General features: G+C 74.5%; 19 protein-coding genes. 10 read left to right on the top strand and 9 right to left on the bottom strand.

Annotated elements, in window-relative coordinates; all coding sequences use genetic code 11:
• Positions 1-174 precede the first annotated feature (174 nt).
• Together ACSUPT_RS13920 and ACSUPT_RS13915 are read left to right on the top strand one after the other, a co-directional pair.
• On the top strand, positions 175-975 hold the full coding sequence (locus ACSUPT_RS13920; protein WP_436946212.1) for a nucleotidyltransferase domain-containing protein: 801 nt from the start codon (positions 175-177) through the stop codon (positions 973-975).
• A gap of 325 nt (positions 976-1,300) precedes the next feature.
• A complete protein-coding gene (locus ACSUPT_RS13915; RefSeq protein WP_436946211.1) occupies positions 1,301-2,038 on the top strand; it encodes a DUF2785 domain-containing protein in 738 nt (245 codons plus the stop codon).
• Positions 2,039-2,212: 174 nt separating this feature from the next.
• Here the strand turns inward: ACSUPT_RS13915 and ACSUPT_RS13910 are convergent, their stop codons facing one another.
• From ACSUPT_RS13910 to ACSUPT_RS13895, 4 genes are all read right to left on the bottom strand, one after another.
• Positions 2,213-2,809, bottom strand: a complete 597-nt coding sequence (locus ACSUPT_RS13910; RefSeq protein ID WP_351966853.1) for a hypothetical protein — start codon at positions 2,807-2,809, stop codon at positions 2,213-2,215.
• Positions 2,806-4,014 carry an MAB_1171c family putative transporter gene (locus tag ACSUPT_RS13905; protein ID WP_399218720.1) on the bottom strand — a complete coding sequence of 403 codons (1,209 nt, stop codon included), beginning with the start codon at positions 4,012-4,014 and terminating at the stop codon, positions 2,806-2,808. The genes ACSUPT_RS13910 and ACSUPT_RS13905 overlap by 4 nt, the downstream gene beginning before the upstream one ends.
• A gap of 39 nt (positions 4,015-4,053) precedes the next feature.
• The gene (locus ACSUPT_RS13900) at positions 4,054-4,626 is read right to left on the bottom strand and encodes a toxin (protein ID WP_351966918.1); all 573 of its coding nucleotides are present in this window, start codon (positions 4,624-4,626) and stop codon (positions 4,054-4,056) included.
• Between the two features lie 208 nt (positions 4,627-4,834).
• On the bottom strand, positions 4,835-5,305 hold the full coding sequence (locus ACSUPT_RS13895; protein ID WP_351966919.1) for a hypothetical protein: 471 nt from the start codon (positions 5,303-5,305) through the stop codon (positions 4,835-4,837).
• Positions 5,306-5,733: 428 nt separating this feature from the next.
• On the opposite strand from ACSUPT_RS13895, the gene ACSUPT_RS13890 reads away from it, so the two are divergent.
• The 4 genes from ACSUPT_RS13890 to ACSUPT_RS13875 all read left to right on the top strand — a co-directional run bounded on the left by ACSUPT_RS13890 (position 5,734) and on the right by ACSUPT_RS13875 (position 9,713).
• Positions 5,734-7,104 (top strand): TrkH family potassium uptake protein, encoded by a 1,371-nt coding sequence (locus ACSUPT_RS13890; protein WP_361654027.1) that lies wholly within the window; start codon positions 5,734-5,736, stop codon positions 7,102-7,104.
• Entirely contained in the window at positions 7,097-7,810 is a 714-nt protein-coding gene (locus ACSUPT_RS13885) for a potassium channel family protein (RefSeq protein ID WP_365725615.1), read from the top strand. Before ACSUPT_RS13890 ends, ACSUPT_RS13885 begins: the two co-directional genes overlap by 8 nt.
• Positions 7,811-7,992: 182 nt before the next feature.
• A complete protein-coding gene (locus tag ACSUPT_RS13880) occupies positions 7,993-8,799 on the top strand; it encodes a VOC family protein (RefSeq protein ID WP_436944490.1) in 807 nt (268 codons plus the stop codon).
• A gap of 218 nt (positions 8,800-9,017) precedes the next feature.
• Entirely contained in the window at positions 9,018-9,713 is a 696-nt protein-coding gene (locus ACSUPT_RS13875) for an ester cyclase (protein ID WP_351966858.1), read from the top strand.
• Between the two features lie 112 nt (positions 9,714-9,825).
• On the opposite strand, the gene ACSUPT_RS13870 is transcribed toward ACSUPT_RS13875, so the two are convergent.
• Positions 9,826-10,236 carry a MerR family transcriptional regulator gene (locus ACSUPT_RS13870; protein WP_351966859.1) on the bottom strand — a complete coding sequence of 137 codons (411 nt, stop codon included), beginning with the start codon at positions 10,234-10,236 and terminating at the stop codon, positions 9,826-9,828.
• A 118-nt stretch (positions 10,237-10,354) separates the two neighbouring features.
• Positions 10,355-10,720, bottom strand: a complete 366-nt coding sequence (locus tag ACSUPT_RS13865) for a PH domain-containing protein (protein WP_351966860.1) — start codon at positions 10,718-10,720, stop codon at positions 10,355-10,357.
• Between the two features lie 102 nt (positions 10,721-10,822).
• On the opposite strand from ACSUPT_RS13865, the gene ACSUPT_RS13860 reads away from it, so the two are divergent.
• Genes ACSUPT_RS13860 through ACSUPT_RS13850 form a run of 3 tightly spaced genes read left to right on the top strand, consistent with a single transcriptional unit; the run spans position 10,823 to position 12,947 of the window.
• Positions 10,823-11,998: an RICIN domain-containing protein gene (locus ACSUPT_RS13860; protein WP_436944488.1), complete on the top strand. Its 1,176-nt coding sequence runs from the start codon at positions 10,823-10,825 to the stop codon at positions 11,996-11,998.
• A gap of 48 nt (positions 11,999-12,046) precedes the next feature.
• The gene (locus ACSUPT_RS13855; protein ID WP_351966862.1) at positions 12,047-12,499 is read left to right on the top strand and encodes a YbhB/YbcL family Raf kinase inhibitor-like protein; all 453 of its coding nucleotides are present in this window, start codon (positions 12,047-12,049) and stop codon (positions 12,497-12,499) included.
• 4 nt (positions 12,500-12,503) lie between these two features.
• On the top strand, positions 12,504-12,947 hold the full coding sequence (locus tag ACSUPT_RS13850) for an archease (protein WP_351966863.1): 444 nt from the start codon (positions 12,504-12,506) through the stop codon (positions 12,945-12,947).
• Between the two features lie 67 nt (positions 12,948-13,014).
• On the opposite strand, the gene ACSUPT_RS13845 is transcribed toward ACSUPT_RS13850, so the two are convergent.
• The 3 genes from ACSUPT_RS13845 to ACSUPT_RS13835 all read right to left on the bottom strand — a co-directional run bounded on the left by ACSUPT_RS13845 (position 13,015) and on the right by ACSUPT_RS13835 (position 15,102).
• On the bottom strand, positions 13,015-14,373 hold the full coding sequence (locus tag ACSUPT_RS13845) for an RtcB family protein (RefSeq protein WP_399218804.1): 1,359 nt from the start codon (positions 14,371-14,373) through the stop codon (positions 13,015-13,017).
• 88 nt (positions 14,374-14,461) lie between these two features.
• Positions 14,462-14,782, bottom strand: coding sequence for a hypothetical protein (locus ACSUPT_RS13840; RefSeq protein WP_436944486.1), 321 nt, complete (start codon positions 14,780-14,782; stop codon positions 14,462-14,464).
• The gene (locus tag ACSUPT_RS13835; RefSeq protein WP_436944485.1) at positions 14,779-15,102 is read right to left on the bottom strand and encodes a hypothetical protein; all 324 of its coding nucleotides are present in this window, start codon (positions 15,100-15,102) and stop codon (positions 14,779-14,781) included. Before ACSUPT_RS13835 ends, ACSUPT_RS13840 begins: the two co-directional genes overlap by 4 nt.
• A 164-nt stretch (positions 15,103-15,266) precedes the next feature.
• On the opposite strand from ACSUPT_RS13835, the gene ACSUPT_RS13830 reads away from it, so the two are divergent.
• Positions 15,267-15,503 (top strand): GntR family transcriptional regulator, encoded by a 237-nt coding sequence (locus tag ACSUPT_RS13830; RefSeq protein WP_436944483.1) that lies wholly within the window; start codon positions 15,267-15,269, stop codon positions 15,501-15,503.
• The last annotated feature ends 101 nt before the right edge of the window (positions 15,504-15,604 follow it).

The raw sequence follows: 15,604 nt of genomic DNA, 5'->3' as shown, positions 1-15,604 counted from the left end.
CGGCCCCGTCGCCCCGCCCCCGTGGCGGCCGGAACCCGCCGGCTCGCGGGCGGGGCCGTGCAGACTCTGCGCGTGGAGAACGACGCGGCGGAGAACACGGAGACGGCGGAGATCACGGCGACGGCGGAGATCACGACGACGGCGGAGATCACGACGACGGCGGAGATCACGGCGATGGCCGAGCGGCTCGCCCGTGTCGGCGGGGTCGTCGGGGTGTGCCTCGGCGGGAGCCGGGCGCGCGGCACGCACCGGGAGGACTCCGACCACGACCTGGGCCTGTACTACCGGGCGCCCCTCGACACCGGCGCGCTGCGCAGGCTCGCGGCCGAGCTGACCGGCGGCGAGGTGGAGGTGACCGAGCCGGGCGGCTGGGGCCCCTGGGTGGACGGCGGCGCGTGGCTGACGCTCGGCGGGCGGCGGGTGGACTGGATCTACCGGGACGTCGACCGGGTGCGGCGGATCTGGGCCGAGTGCCTGGCCGGGCGGTACGAGGTCGGGGTGCAGGCCGGGCACCCGCTGGGCGTGTACGCGCACGCGTACGTCGGGGAGCTGGCGCTGGGCCGGGTGCTCGCCGACCCGTCCGGCGAACTGCGGGCCCTGCGCGAGCGGTTGCGCCCCTACCCGGCCCCGCTGCGGGACGCGCTCGTGGCCCACGCCCGCTGGGAGGTGCCCTTCACCCTGGCCGGTGCCCGCAAGGGAGCGGCGCGCGGGGACGCCTTCCACGTGGCGGGGTGCCTGTTCCGCGCGGTCGGCCTGCTGGTCCACGCCCTGCACGCCCACGCCGGGGCCTGGGTGATCAACGAGAAGGGCGCCGTGGAGGAGGCCGCCCGCCTCCCCGCCGCGCCCGACGGCTTCGCCCGGCGCGCCCACGCCCTGTTCGCCCCTGCGGCGACGTCCCCCGACGCCCTGCACGCCACCCTGGACGCCGCCGACCACCTGGCCGCCGAGACCCTGGAGGCCCTGGCGGCGGGGTGAGCGGGATGAGCGGCGGCAGAGGCGGGCCGGCCCGCGGGACCCTGGAGGCCGGGGGCCGACCCGCGGGACCCTGCGGAGGCCGGCGGCGTGGCCGGGCGGGCAGAGCGCGGGGACGGCCGGTGGGGCGGCTAGCGCGCCCCCCTCCACTGCCCGGCGTTCTGCGACGGTTCCGGCGCCCCGCACGGGGAGCCGGGGGGCGCTCCCGTCTTCGCCGGGGTCCCGGGTTCCTCGCTGTGCGACGCTGACCCCATGAGTTCCCCGTCCCCCGACTGGGCCGCCCTGGCCGCCGCCCGCTTCCCCTTCCCCGAGGCCGTGCCCGTGCCGGATCTCGTCGCCGGGCTGTCGCGGCTGCTGGTCTCGCCGGACCCGGCCGTCCGGGACGACCAGGCGTACACCGCGCTCGCGCGATGGACCCGCGAGGGCCGTCTCGACGCCGTGCTGGGGGAGCTGGGCGACCTGGGCGCGCGGCGGCTGGGGCACGCCGAGGTCCAGGCGCGGGCGTTCGCGCCGCTCGTGCTGCGGTGCGTCCTCGAACGGGCCGCCGTCGTCCCCGGAGCCGTACCGGAGGCGCGGCTCGCGAGCTGGTACGAGCGGTTCCGCGACTGGTACCCCGCCGAGCGGGACACGCGCGGCTGGGACGACCGGCTGGCTGCACGCGGTCGCCCACGGCGCGGACGCCGCCGGAGCGTTCGGAGCCGTCCTGCCGGAGCGGCGCGTGGAGCTCCTGCGGCTGTGCGCCCGGCGGATGACGGCCCCCGAAACGGACTACCGGTACGCGCAGTTGGAGGACGCGCGGCTCGCGCGGGCGGTCTGCCGCCTGCTGGCCGCGCCGGGGCTCGGCGCCGACGAGGCCACCGGGTGGCTGGACGTCGTGTCCGAGGCACTGGAGGGCGGCGGGCCCGGGCCCGTGCCGGTGTGGGCGGGCAACACCTTCGCGACGCTCCAGTCGCTGCACGTCCACCTCACACGGGGACTGGCCCAGGAGGGCGTGCCCCCGCACGCGCACGCCGTCGCCGACCGGGTCGCCGCGCTGCTCAGGCTGCCGCTCTGGTGGCTGGCCTGACAGGCGCTCCCGGTCCCGGAGCAGCCGGCCCCCGGGCCGGTGCGCCCCGCTGCCGTGTCGGGCGCCCGCGCCCCGCCCGGTCGACGTACCGCACAGGGGTCCCGCGCGGCGGCGGGTCCGGCCCGCCCGGTCGACGCACCGCACAAGGCCCCGCACCGGCGCCCGTGTTCGGGTTCAGCCCGGCAGGAAGGCCAGGCCCGTCGCCGCCCCCAGGCCCGCGCCCGCCAGCGTCTGGGCGACGGTGTGGTAGCGCAGCGCCACCCGCGACCAGCAGACGGCGGCCGTCATGGCGTACGCGGCGAGCCACCACGCCGAGTGGACGCAGGCCAGCAGCGTCACCACCGACGACGCGACGGCCGAGTCCACGGAGATCTTCCACACCGTGTTGACGGCCAGCAGCCCCACCGTCATCACCCACAGCGCGAGCATGGCGGCCAGGATGCCGTCCGGCGCCCCGCCCAGGACCATGACCAGGGAGCCCGTACCGATCGAGCCGAGGATCACGAAGAAGATCGGCGCCCGTTTGGTGCGGTCCACGACGTGCCGGTCGCCCCAGCGGCCCCGGCCGCGCTCCCATTCGATGTACGCCGCCGGGACGATCCCCGCGCACAGGGCGCCGAGCAGTCCCCACAGCAGGCCCGTCCAGTGGCCGGCGGCGAAGCCGCCGATGGCGAGCATGCCGACGAGCAGGACGTTGCGCGGCTGGAGGGCGTCGGTGACGCGCCGCGCCACCGTCCCGCCCTCCGCGCCCGACAGGTCGGAAGTCGTCATACGAGCAGCCGCCTCGCGCTCTCCTCGGGTATCGACCGGTAGGCCCGTGCCACCCGCACCAGCCACGCCACCTCGCCGTCCTGGTCCGTCGCCTGCCGGGTGTCGAACTCCGCCGCCTCACCGGCCCGCGCGCCGGACGCCTTCGCCGCCAGCGCCGCCTTGATCCAGTACGCGTCGGCCACCGGACCCGCCGAGCCCGCCGCCTCGCGGGCGGCGGGGAGCAGCCCGTGCGGCACGTAGTGGCGGAGCTTCTCCAGGGCGTCCGCGATGTCCGCGGCCCACCGGTCCACGCGCAGGTCGGCGGGGGTGCCGAAGCGGGTCAGCTCCCGCGCGAGCGACGCGGGCGGGGCGAACGGCTGGTCGGGGAAGGCCGCCATCAGCTCCCGCCACAGCGGGTGCAGCGCGACCTGCGCCCGCCACAGCCGCACCCGCCGCCATCCGCTGCCGAAGGCCGGGATGGACGCGCCGACCGCGAACAGCGCGAACAGCAGCACCTGGGCGGCCTCCGTCGCCTTGTCGAAGCCCTGGGCGAAGCCCGCCGTCGGCTGCTCCACGACGCTGATCCACAGGAACAGGGTCCGGCTCACGGTGTACGCGACGCCGATGAACATCGCCGCCGTCATCATCCCGAGCCCCACCCGCAGGTGCCTCAGCGTCGCGTTCGCCGTCGCCAGCGCCCACTGGTACGCGCACACGGCCGAGGCGGCGCCGAGGTACAGGTAGAACACCGTCATGTAGAGCGACGCGCCCCACTGTCCGGCGTGGTCCGACACGAACCGGTCCGAGGGGACCGACCGGTCCACGACGGTGAAGAACAGCACGGTCAGCAGGATCAGCGTCGCCACCGACGCCTTCGCCGCGACGTGCTGGACGGTCCGCGCGAAACGCACATGGCGCGGGACGGTCCCGCCCTCCGGGTACGAGCCGTAGATCGCCACGATGTAGCTGAGGATCGCCAGGATCGCGACGGTCGCCGTGTAGTGCTTGATCAGTACGGCGAGGTCGACGACCGGGCTGTTGTTGAGGCTGGTGCGCACGATGCGGGTCTTCGTCCACAGGGCGGCGGCGAACCCGGCGTAGCAGCCCCACAGGGCGCGGCGGCGCTTGTCCTCCTCGTCGCCCCACAGCGCGGCGGGCATCCGCCACAGCGCCACGGCCGTCATCAGGGAGGCCACCAGGTAGCCGGCCAGGTCAAGGGCAGTCAATTCGCGTCCTCGTGGGGGGAGGGGGTGGGGGCGTCGTGGTCAGCCGCGCCGGAACAGGCCCCGGCGGCGGTGCGCGACCGGTCTGGACAGGGAGTTGGCGAGCCGCCCCACCATGTCGTCGCTCGACACGTCCCGCGCCATGCGCGGGATCAGCGAGGCGCCGAGCTCCGCCATCCGCTCGTCATGGGTGTCGTACTGGGCGCGGGCCTGCACGGTGGTGCCGGCCTCCATCATCCGGGAGATCAGCGACGTGTCGAAGACCGGGAGGAGCCGCCGCAGTTGCTCCGCGTCGAGCGAGGTGCCGTGGTCGAACCACTCGTGGCACAGCTCGTGCAGGATGACGTGCTGCGTCTGGTACGTGGTCGGGCGCCGCCGGTACAGCACGAAGCTCGTGTCGCCCGACTTCAGCCGCAGCCCGCAGGCGGAGTTGACGCGCGCGAGGCGGTCCGGGAGCTCCCGCAGGACGATGCGCCGGCCGCGCGCCGCCTCCATGTTGGCGACCAGCTCGGGGATGCCGAACGGTGCCGGGATCGGCAGGTCGGCCAGCCCGGCCTCGCACTCTCGGCGCAGCGCGCGCATGGACCGCGTGGACCGCCTGGACCGCTGGGACATGGAGACCTCTTGATCGTCAGCCACGTGGGGTGTGACCTGCGGGGAGCGAGTCTAGCCAAGCGGATGCGGACGCGCGTTCGCCCGCGGCCCCCGGTTCCCCGGCCCCGCCGGACGCAGCCCGCGTCCCGGTGCGGGCCTGCGCCCCGGAGAGGCCCCCTGCCCCCGCGAAGCCCCGCGTCCCGGCGCGGCCCTGCGCCCCCGCGATGCCCTACGCCCCGGTGGCCCCCTCCTGCGCAGGCCCCGGCCGCGGGGCCTCCTCCTGCGCCTCCTTGAGCAGCGACAGCGCGAACTCCAGCAGCTCCGGCGGCAGTCCCGCGTCGTCCACGCCCCGCGCGGCCAGCCCGCTGATCTCGCCCGTACGGCGCTTCGCGAGGAACTGGAGGCCCGCGACGACGTCGTCCACGACCTCCGACTCCTCCTTGAAGAACCGCCAGTCGACGCCGAAGCCCAGCCCGAGCGCCTTGAGGATCTCCTCGGACGGGTGGGTGACCTTGCCCGCCAGGATGTTGGAGAAGTAGCTGTGCGAGAGGGAGCCGCCGCGCTCCCTGACCAGCTCGGAGAACGCCCGGCCCGAGACCTTCTGCCCGGGGAAGGTCTTCTCCACCATGTACGCGACCTTCTGCTGAAGCGTTCTCAGCTCGGGTGCCGCGGTGCGCTCCCCGCCGTTGCCGTCGTCCATCCCGGTCCCCACGTTCGCGTCCACCGCATCTGCGCGGTCAGTCAACGGGCCCGTACTGTACCGACCCCGGACCGGGCGGTTCAGGTCCGGAACGGGCTTGCGCAAACACTCTACGTCACTGTTAACTCGAAAAAACATGGACGGGGGGCCACGAGGGGAGTCCCTTGTCCGTCCGGGATCGCGTGTGCCCCGGCCCGCCCTCGTGCGGCCGGGACCACGCGGTCCCGCAGATCGTCCCGCCGGACCGGCGGGTTGACGCCCCGTCGGCCGCGCACGCTCACGGCCGGCCTGCCGTGCGCCCCGCCGCGACGCCGGGACCGGCGCGGTCGCACACCTCCGCGCTCCCGGACCCGCCGCCCGGTAGGGTGACCGCCCGGCCCGGTGGTCGTCGCCGGGCGCGTACGACCGGAAGGCCGGAGACCGCGGTGGTGGAACGCGCGACGTGGCTGGGGAACAGGCTGTTCGCCACCCACCCGGCCCGCACGCTGGTGCTGGCGTTCGCGGTGGCCGTACTCGCCGGCACGGCCCTGCTGTCGCTGCCCCTCGCCACCGAGGACGGGCGCTCGGCGGGTGTCGTCACGGCCCTGTTCACGGCGACCTCGGCCGTGTGCGTCACCGGCCTGGTGGTGGTCGACACCGGCACCTACTGGAGCGGTTTCGGCCAGGGCGTCATGCTGGCGCTCATCCAGGCCGGCGGCTTCGGCATCATGACGATGGCGTCACTGCTCGCGCTGCTGGTGTCCGGGAAGCTGCGGCTGCGGCTCCAGCTGACGGCGCTCGCCGAGACGAAGACGTTCGGCATCGGGGACGTGCGCCGGGTGCTGCTCGGGGTCGCCGGGACGACGGCGGCCGTGGAGCTGGCCGTCGGCACGCTGCTCGCGCTGCGGTTCCGCTTCGGGTACGGCATGCCGATCGGGCAGTCCGTCTATTACGGCTTCTTCCACGCCGTGTCGGCCTTCAACAACGGCGGGTTCGGTCTGCGGGCCGACAGCCTCGTCGCGTACCACACCGACCCGCTGGTCACGCTGCCCACCGCGGTCGCCGTCGTCCTCGGTGGCATCGGCTTCCCCGTCCTGCTGGAGCTGCTGCGGCACCGCAGGCGGCGCCTGGCCACGGGGCGGCGCGGCTGGACCCTCCACACGAAGCTGACCGTCGTCACCACGGCCGCCCTGCTGCTGACCGGCACCGTCCTCACCACGCTGCTGGAGTGGGGCAACCCGGACACGTTCGGCCCGCTCCACTGGAGCGGGAAGCTGCTGAACGGCTTCTTCCACTCCGTGATGACCCGCTCCGGCGGCTTCAACGCCGTCGACGTCGGCGCGATGGAGGCCTCCACGCTGCTGATGACCTGCACGCTGATGTTCATCGGCGGCGGCAGCGCGGGAACGGCGGGCGGCATCAAGGTCACCACCTTCGCGGTGCTGGCCGCGGCGATGGTCGCGGAAGCGCGCGGCGAGCCCAACTCGACCATCATGGGCCGCCGTCTCGCCCCGCACGCGCTGCGCCAGGCCCTGACGGTCGCGCTGCTCGGCGTCGGCTTCGTGATGGCGGCGACGCTCGCGCTGCTGACCGTGGTGAAGGCACCGCTGGAGGCCGTGCTGTTCGAGGCGGTGTCGGCGTTCGCCACCGTCGGTCTGTCCACCGGGATCACGGCGGACCTGCCCGTGGCCGGTGAACTGATCGTGATCCTGCTGATGTTCGTCGGCCGGCTCGGTCCGGTCACCCTCGTGTCGGCGCTCGCCCTGCGCGAGCGGACCCGCCGGTACGAGCTACCCGAGGAGCGACCTGTCATTGGGTGACTACCTGCACCATCTGCGCCGCAGGCGCCGCAAGCGCCCCGCCGAGCCGGAGACGGGCGACCAGCGGGTCGCCGTGATAGGGCTGGGCCGCTTCGGCAGCTCGCTCGCCCATGAGCTGACGCGGCGCGGCTGGGACGTCCTCGGCATCGACACGGATGCCCGGCTGGTCCAGAAGCACAGCGACGTCCTCACCCACTCGGCCGTCGCCGACTGCACCGACCCGGAGGTGCTGGAACAGCTCGGCGTGCACGAGTTCACCAGCGCCGTCGTCGGCATCGGCACGGACATGGAGGCGAGCATCCTCATCGCCGCGAACCTGCTGGACGCCGGGGTGCCCAACATCTGGGCCAAGGCCATCAGCCGCCAGCACGGCCAGATCCTGGAGCGCCTGGGCGTCCACCATGTGGTGCTGCCCGAGCACGAGATGGGGGAGCGGGTCGCGCACCTGGTGACCGGGCGGATGCTGGACTTCATCCAGTTCGACGACGACTACGCGCTGGTCAAGACGGTCGCCCCGGACATCGCCACGGGCGTCCCGCTCGGCGAGAGCCAGGTGCGCAGCCGGTGGGGCGTGACGGTGGTCGGCATCAAGCGGCCGGGGCAGGACTTCACGTACGCGACGGCCGAGACGGTCATGGAGCGCGGCGACGTCATCGTGGTCACCGGCAAGACGCACGCGGTGGAGGCGTTCGCGGAGCTGAGCTGAGCTGAGCCGGCCGTACCGGGACCGGGACCGGGACCGGGCTGAACCGTGCCGGGACCGGGCCGACCCGTACCGGACCGGGCCGGGCCGCACGGGGGCACCGGCTCCGGATGTTGCCGCGCGCCAGCCCGTACGGGTGGTTAACGTGGCAAACCGGAAACCACCCGAACCGTGAGGGGATCGTCATGGCCGGACCGACGGAGGGCGCGCCCATCTGGGCGGACGCGATGTTCACCGACATGGAGGGCGCCAAGACCTTCTACGGCGACGTGCTGGGCTGGACCTTCGGCGAGGAGGCCAGCGACTACGGCAACTACACGCAGGCGTACGCCGACGGCAAGGCGGTCGCGGCCATCGTGCCGCCCATGCCGAGCGAGGGCGGGGAGGCGCCGCCCTCCGCCTGGTGCCTGTACTTCTCGTCCTCCGACGTGGAGGCGGCCGCGCGGAAGGTCCGCGAGAACGGCGGCGAGGTGCTGATGGGCCCGATGGCGGTCGACGACTTCGGGTCCATGCTGATCGCCCGCGACCCGGGCGGCGTCACCTTCGGCGTCTGGCAGCCGGGCACCCACCGGGGCTTCGAGGCGCAGGCCGTGCCCGGCGCGTACTGCTGGGCGGAGGTCTACACGCGGGACGCCGCGAAGACCGACACGTTCTTCCCCGCCGTCTTCCCGTACGGGGTGCAGCGCGTGGCGAGCGAGGAGATGGACTTCAAGGTCTTCCGGCTCGGGGACGACGCGGTGCTGGGCCGGATGCGGATGGGCGAGGAGTTCCCGCCGGACATCCCGCCGTTCATCAGCGTGTACTTCACCGTGGAGGACGTCGACGCGGCGATCGGGCGGGCCACGACCCACGGGGCGAAGGTCCTGTACGGGCCGATGGACAGCCCCTTCGGCCGGTTCGCCGGGCTGCTGGACCCGCAGGGGGCGGTGTTCTCGCTGATCGACGTCACCCGGACGGCAGGCGAGATGCCGCAGCTGGTCCCGGAGTCCTGAGCGGCCGGCCCGTCCGGCCTGGCTCCCGGCCGGCCCGTCCGGCCTGGCTCCGAGCCCGCCCGTCCGGCCTGGCTCCCGTCCCCACCCGCCCGTACCGCCCCGCTCCGGCGAGCCCCCGCCCGCCCGGAGCGGGGCGCCCGTGTACCCCAGGACAGAAGGCGCCAAACGGGCATACGGTGGATTTCATCCGGATGCTACAGCCACAGGAGGCGGGCGCCATGACATTCGTGCAGGTCATCGACTGCCGGACCCAGCAGGTCGACGCCTTGAACAGTCTGATGGACGACTGGGTCGAGGCGACGCGGGGCAAGCGGACGGCCACCCACTCTATCGTCGCGAAGGACCGCTCCGACGCCTCGCACGTCGTCGAGATCGTGGAGTTCCCCTCGTACGAGGAGGCGATGCGCAATTCCCACCTTCCGGAGACGGACCGGATCTACCGCGAGATGGTGGCGCTCTGCGAGGGCGAGCCGTCCTTCACGGACCTCGACGTGGTGCGGGACGAGCAGCTGAACAAGGCGCTGGTGAAGGAGTTCTTCGACACGGTCGTCAACGGCCGCGACACCGACGCGGCGGAGCGGCTGTTCACCGCCGACTACCGCGAGCACGACCCGTCCCTGTCGGCCGAGCCCCTGGACTTCCAGGGCGCCAAGGAGCAGAACGGCGAGCTGATGGACGCGTTCGAGCCGAGCATCACGCTCGACAGGACCGTCGCCGAGGGCGACCTGGTGTGCGTCGGGCTCACCTTCCGCGGCCACCACAAGCGGGAGTACCGGGGCATCCCGCCGACCGACCGGGACGTGACCGGCACGGGCCACGCCACGTTCCGCTGCGCGGACGGCAGGATCGCGGAGAGCTGGTGGAACTGGGACGAGGTCGGCATGCTGCGCCAGCTCGGCGTGCTGGACACCTGAGGGGACCGGCGGCCGCTCGCGGCCCGGCCCCAGCGCCGGGGCCTCCGGCGGGAGGCTCGCGGCGGGCGCCGTGTGCGGGACGGTCGTACGAGGCCGTGCGTACGGCTCGGGGTCAGCCGACCGGGTCGAGGTGGCCGCGCAGGGTCGCGGCGAGGTCCTCGGCCCTGCGGAGCCGTACGCGCAGCGCCTCGCACCGCGCCTCCACGGCCTGCCGGTACGCGTCGAGGCGGGCCCGCAGCCGCTCCCGCTCCTCGCCCTCGGGCGGGGCGTCCGGCGAGGCGAGCCGCCCGGTGAGGTCGAGCACCTCGCGCATCTGGTCCACGGTGAAGCCGAGGGGCCGCATCCGGGCCGCCGCGAGGAGCCGTTCGACGTCCTGCTCGGTGTACAGCCGGAACCCGCCCTTGGTGCGGGCGGACGGCGCGGCCACGCCGGCGTCCTCGTAGTGGCGGATCGTGCGCAGCGACAGGCCGGTCCGCTCGGCCACCTCGCCGATCCGCATGTGCCACCGCTGGTCGTCCGCCATCGCCGCGCCCGCCTGCCTCGTCGCCGCCCGCGCGCGCCCGCGAGCCCGCGCGCCCACTGGAGCGGCCCAGCTTACGTACGGTCCGCGCCGCCGCCGGGACGACGGCGGCGCGGCGCGGTCACCGTGCCACGAACTGCGTAAGGATCGCCTGCACCTCGTAGATGTCGACGCCCTTGGTGAAGGTCTTCTGCACCGGCATCTGGCTGCCGGAGATCCAGATCTTGAGCTCGGCGTCGAGGTCGAACGTGCCCGCCGTCTCCACCGCGAAGTGGGTGATGCTGCGGTACGGGATCGAGTGGTACTCGACCTTCTTGCCGGTGATGCCCTGCTTGTCGACCAGGATCAGGCGGCGGTCGGTGAACAGGATCGTGTCGCGGATCAGCAGGAACGCCGCGTGGACGCGCTCGTCCGGGCCGAGCAGCCGCGCGTAGTCCTGCTGCGCGCTCGCCGGGTCGACGGTGTGGGCGTTGCCGAACAGTGCCATGAGAACCCCCCGTGAACGGTTCGTACGATCGTCGCACTGTACCGTCGCCGGACGGCACCGCGTGTGAGGTCCGGACGAGCAGGGCGAGGGGCGAGGAGCAGGGTGGACCACCGACCACAGGGCAGGGACCCGCAGATGTGGGACCCGGAGGCGACGGAACTCCTCCCGCCGACCAGGACCCCGCCCGCGCGGCCGGACCCGTACGGGGAGCGGAACCCGTACGGCGCCCCCGACCTCCAGGGCGCCCCGACGGCCCCCTACGGACCCCACGACCCGTACGGCACCTCCGCCGCCCCCTACGGGTCCCACGACTCCTACGGGTCCCACGACCCCTACAGGCCACAGCCGGCCCACGGGTCCCCGCCGGCCCACGGGTCCCACGACCCCTACGGGCCCCACGACCCGTACGGCACCCCCGACGCCCACGGGTCCTCCGACCCCTCCGGGGCCCGGGGGCCTCGCCCGTCCCCGGCGCCGCACGGGCAAGGCGGGTACGGGTATCCGGCGCCGGTGGAGGCGACGCGGCCTCTGCCCCGTGTCGAGGACGACGGGGTGGCGGGCCCTCCAGGCCCCTTCGGGCCTCCCGGGCGCCCCGGCCCGGCGGGCTCGCCGCTCCCCCCTGCCCGCCGCGCCGGGCGGGGCGGGCCGCCCAGGGCCGTGCTGGTGGTGGCCGCGATCGTGGTGTGCGCGGCGGCGGGCCTGGCGATCGGCGCCGTACTCGGCGGTGACGACGGCGACGGCCCCGACGCGGCACCTGCGCCCGCGCCGACCACCGCCGCCGCGGACCGCGCCCCGACCCCGACGCCGACACCCACTCCCACCCCGGCCCCCACGCCGAGCCCGACGCGCCCGGCGGTCCCGAACGGCACGTTCGTGCTCGTCGACCCCGCGACGGGCCGGGCGGCCGATGTGCAGGGCGCCGCCACCAACGACGGCGCGCCCGTCCTGGCGTGGGAGCGCCACGGCCAGCCGAACCAGCAGTGGCAGGTGGCCGACCTGGGCGACGGCCATGTGCGGCTGCGGGCCGTCCACTCCGGGCTGTGCCTCCAGCCCGTCGACCCGCTGGGCCCCGGCGCGGTCGTCGTCCAGCGGCCCTGCGTGGACAGCGACGCCCAGCGCTGGGTGGCGACGCCGTCCGCCGACGGGGCCGCCCACACGTTCATCCTGAAGGGGTGGGGCCTCGCGCTGGCGCCCACCGGCCCGGAGAACGGCTCCCCGCTGAGCCTCCAGGCGCCCGACGCGGCCAACCCGCGCGGCTGGGCGCTCCAGGCCCCGTAGGGCGCCCGGCCGGGGCATAGGGGTGCGGCTGAGGGGTACTGCGGGCGCATGGCCGGTATCGATCTGAAGAGCTCAGCGTTCAGCGACCACGCGCCCATCCCGCGCCGCCACGCGCTGGAGGGCGAGAACGAGCCTCCGCCACTGACCTGGTCCGGCGTCCCGGACGACGCCAGCGAACTGGTCCTGCTGTGCGAGGACCCCGACGCGCCCTCCGGGACGTTCGTCCACTGGGTGGCCGTCGGGATCGACCCGCACACGGACGGGACGGAAGCGGGACGTCCCCCGGAGGGCGGCACCGAACTCGTCAACGGCTTCCACCGGCGCGGCTGGGGCGGCCCGCACCCGCCGCCCGGCGACGAGGCGCACCGGTACTTCTTCCGCCTGTACGCCCTCCGGGAGCCGTGCGTGCTGCCCGACGAGCCGACCGCCGAACAGGTGCACCGGGCCGTGGAGCCGAAGGCCGTCGCGAGCGGCACCCTCGTCGGCGTGTACCGGCGCTGACGCCATGGGCGGCGAGGTTCCGGCGCGGAGGCCGGGCGGGGGCGGGCACCGGACCGTGCCGCACACCGCCGACCTGCGGATCGAGGCGTGGGGTGTGAGCCGTGAGCAGTGCCTCGGGGAGGCGGTGCTCGGCCTGGTGGAGTCGTTCGCCGACGTGTCGGCCGCGCACGCCGACGCGGTGCGGCGGGTGCGGCTCGTCCAGGAGTGCGACGAGGACCTCCTCGCGGACCTGCTGGACGAGGTGGTGTACCGGCTGGACGCGCACGGGGAGGTGCCGGTGGACGTGGAGGTCGAGGCGACGGACGAGGAGCTGGACGTACGCCTGGCGGTGGCGCCGCTCGCGCGGGTGCCGGTGACCGGGTCCGTACCGAAGGCCGTGTCGTGGCACGAGCTGCGGATGGGCCCGGACCCGTACGGGTGGTCGTGCGCGGTGACGGTGGACGTGTAGGACGCGGGGGCGCCCGTACGGCGGTGGCGTCCGTACGGCGGTGCGACCGCCCACCGGCCGTCACCGGCTACCCCTTCACGACCCCCAGCGGCTCCAGCCGTGCCACCTTCCGGCAGAGTCCGGCGCCCTCGCTGGCGTCGACGACCTCGGCCACGTCCTTGTACGCCTCCGGCACCTCCTCCGCGAGGCCGCGCATGGACAGGGGCCGTACGGCGATGCCGGCGGACTCCAGGCGGGCGCGCAGTTCCCTGCCGGTGACCGTGCGGGCGGCCTGGTGGCGGCTCATGACGCGGCCGGCGCCGTGGCAGGTGGAGTGGAAGGCGTCCCCGCCCGGCACGCCCGCGAGGACGTACGAGGCGGTGCCCATCGTGCCGGGGATCAGCACCGGCTGGCCGGCGTCGCGCAGGTCGTCGGGGAGGTCCGGGTGGCCGGGCGGGAACGCGCGCGTGGCGCCCTTGCGGTGCACGCACAGGCGGCGGGGCGCGCCGTCCACCTGGTGGGTCTCGATCTTCGCGAGGTTGTGGGACACGTCGTACACGAGGTCCAGCCGCACGCCGGCCGCCCGCCGGAACTCGCGGCGCGCCGCGTCGGAGAGCAACTGGCGGTTGGCGCGGGCGTAGTTGGCTGCGGCGGCCATGGCGCCGACGTACGCGCGGCCCTCCGGCGAGTCGACGGGGGTGCAGGCGAGCTGCCGGTCGGGGACGTCGATGCCGTAGCGGGCCATCGCGCGGTCCATGGCGCGCACGTGGTCGGAGCAGATCTGGTGGCCGAGGCCGCGCGACCCGCAGTGGATCATCACGCAGACCTGCCCGGCGGTGATCCCGAACGCCTCGGCGGCGGCGGGGTCGTACACGTCGGTGACGGTCTGGACCTCCAGGAAGTGGTTGGCGGAGCCGAGGCTGCCGACCTGGCCGAGGCCGCGTTCGCGGGCGCGCGGGCCGACCTGGTCGACGTCGGCGTCGGCGACGGCGCCGCCGTCCTCGCAGCGCAGCAGGTCGCGTTCCTCGCCGTGGCCCTGCTCGACGGCGTAGCGGGAGCCGCCGCGCAGGACGCGTTCGAGCTGGCGGGGGCCGTCGAGGCGCCACACCCCGCCGGGCCCGGCGCCGCGCGGCACGGCGCGGCCGAGGCCGTCCATGACGGCGGCGAGGGCGGGGCGCAGGGTGTCGCGGTCGCAGTCGGCGGCGAGGAGCCGCACGCCGCAGGAGATGTCGAAGCCGACGCCGCCGGGCGAGACGACCCCGCCGCCCTCGACGTCGGTGGCGGCGACCCCGCCGATGGGGAAGCCGTAGCCCCAGTGGATGTCGGGCATGGCGTACGAGGCGCCGACGATGCCGGGCAGGGTGGCGACGTCGGCGACCTGGCGCAGCGACTGCTCGGCGTCCCGGAGGAGGCCGCGCGAGGCGAACACGATGCCCGGTACGCGCATGTCGCCCCGCGGTTCCACCCGGAACCGGTACGGCCGCTCCTCGACGACGTCCAGGCTCACGCGCGCCGAGTACCCCCGGGCGCCCGCGTCACACGGCCGGGGCGGTGCGGTGGCAGAGGCAGCCGCAGGTGATCGAGAAGAACGGCTCCTCGCCGGGGCCGGGGCGGTCGGAGGCGTACACCTCCATGGGGGTGCACAGGGAGTGCAGCGCGTCCTGGCACGCGCGGGTGCGGTGGGACACCCGTGGGCTCTCGTCCGGCAGCGGCGGGAAGTGCGGGGCGCAGCCGGGGCAGGCGTACACGCTCCAGCCGGGCCCGGAGTCCTGGTGGACCTCGGACACGACGACGGGGGATTCGGTGATCCGGTCGCACCGCACACACATGCGGACGGGCCGCCGTCCGGGCGTCATCCGAGGGCCCCCGCCCCGTGGAGGTCGCGGTCGTCCAGGTCGATGCCGAAGTCGGCGGCGAGCACGAGGGCGGTACGCCGCCACGCCTGCCGGTGCCGCGCCTCGTACGCGGCCAGGTACGGCCGCACCAGCGGGGTCGCCGCCCCGTCGATGGGCCCGTCGGCCCCGTAGGGCGACCGGTGGAGCGGCAACGGGGGCGGTGCGGCGGCCCTTTCCGGCTGTGCCGCCACCACGACGACCCCCGGCCCGCACCGCCGCTGCCCGGACGCGGGCAGGAGGAAACCCAGGACCCGGTGTAAGAACGCGTGGATAATGCCCATGTCGTCAGCTCCTTGTTAGCTGGTGGCCACGCCCCCGGACGGCTCCACCCGTCGCGGGGGTCTGTCGTGTCGTCACGCTAGTGGAATCAGTATATGCCTGTCTATTACTACCTAGTCATGCCAGTATCTATGTTCGGATCGGTGTCAGTGCGTACAGTCCGACCGTGTTTGAGTTCGATCCGACCCAGCCCAAGTGGGTGCAAATCGCCGATGTGATCCGTCAGCGGATCGCATCCGGGGCGCTGCCCCCGCACAGCCTGATCTCGGAAGTCCGGCTGGAGCAGGAGTTCGGGGTAGCGCGGATGACCGTCCGGAAGGTGACCGCAGCGCTCCGCAAGGAGGGTCTGATCACCACGACGCCCGGCATGGGCTCGTTCGTCGCGGCCAGGCCCGAGGAGTGACCGTCCCGGCGAGTGAAGCCGGATGAAGTGCCGGGCGCGCATGCTCGGCGCCCACCACCGTCCACGTCGTGGTCGAGATCGACCGCGAGAGCATCACGCCG

The sequence above is a fragment of the Streptomyces sp. SudanB25_2051 genome (assembly GCF_964272635.1).
GTDB lineage: Bacteria > Actinomycetota > Actinomycetes > Streptomycetales > Streptomycetaceae > Streptomyces.
This window is presented reverse-complemented; position numbering and strand designations above follow the sequence as displayed.

Bases quoted from the DNA above. Each gene is read 5' to 3' on its own strand.
- ACSUPT_RS13895 (WP_351966919.1), bottom strand. From the start codon at position 5,305: ATGGACGACGGCAACGGCGGGGAGCGCACCGCGGCACCCGAGCTGAGA.
- ACSUPT_RS13840 (WP_436944486.1), bottom strand. From the start codon at position 14,782: ATGACGCCCGGACGGCGGCCCGTCCGCATGTGTGTGCGGTGCGACCGG.
- ACSUPT_RS13855 (WP_351966862.1), top strand. From the start codon at position 12,047: ATGGCCGGTATCGATCTGAAGAGCTCAGCGTTCAGCGACCACGCGCCC.
- ACSUPT_RS13910 (WP_351966853.1), bottom strand. From the start codon at position 2,809: ATGACGACTTCCGACCTGTCGGGCGCGGAGGGCGGGACGGTGGCGCGG.
- ACSUPT_RS13870 (WP_351966859.1), bottom strand. From the start codon at position 10,236: ATGGCGGACGACCAGCGGTGGCACATGCGGATCGGCGAGGTGGCCGAG.
- ACSUPT_RS13835 (WP_436944485.1), bottom strand. From the start codon at position 15,102: ATGGGCATTATCCACGCGTTCTTACACCGGGTCCTGGGTTTCCTCCTG.
- ACSUPT_RS13900 (WP_351966918.1), bottom strand. From the start codon at position 4,626: ATGTCCCAGCGGTCCAGGCGGTCCACGCGGTCCATGCGCGCGCTGCGC.
- ACSUPT_RS13865 (WP_351966860.1), bottom strand. From the start codon at position 10,720: ATGGCACTGTTCGGCAACGCCCACACCGTCGACCCGGCGAGCGCGCAG.
- ACSUPT_RS13920 (WP_436946212.1), top strand. From the start codon at position 175: ATGGCCGAGCGGCTCGCCCGTGTCGGCGGGGTCGTCGGGGTGTGCCTC.
- ACSUPT_RS13875 (WP_351966858.1), top strand. From the start codon at position 9,018: ATGACATTCGTGCAGGTCATCGACTGCCGGACCCAGCAGGTCGACGCC.
- ACSUPT_RS13850 (WP_351966863.1), top strand. From the start codon at position 12,504: ATGGGCGGCGAGGTTCCGGCGCGGAGGCCGGGCGGGGGCGGGCACCGG.
- ACSUPT_RS13845 (WP_399218804.1), bottom strand. From the start codon at position 14,373: ATGCGCGTACCGGGCATCGTGTTCGCCTCGCGCGGCCTCCTCCGGGAC.
- ACSUPT_RS13880 (WP_436944490.1), top strand. From the start codon at position 7,993: ATGGCCGGACCGACGGAGGGCGCGCCCATCTGGGCGGACGCGATGTTC.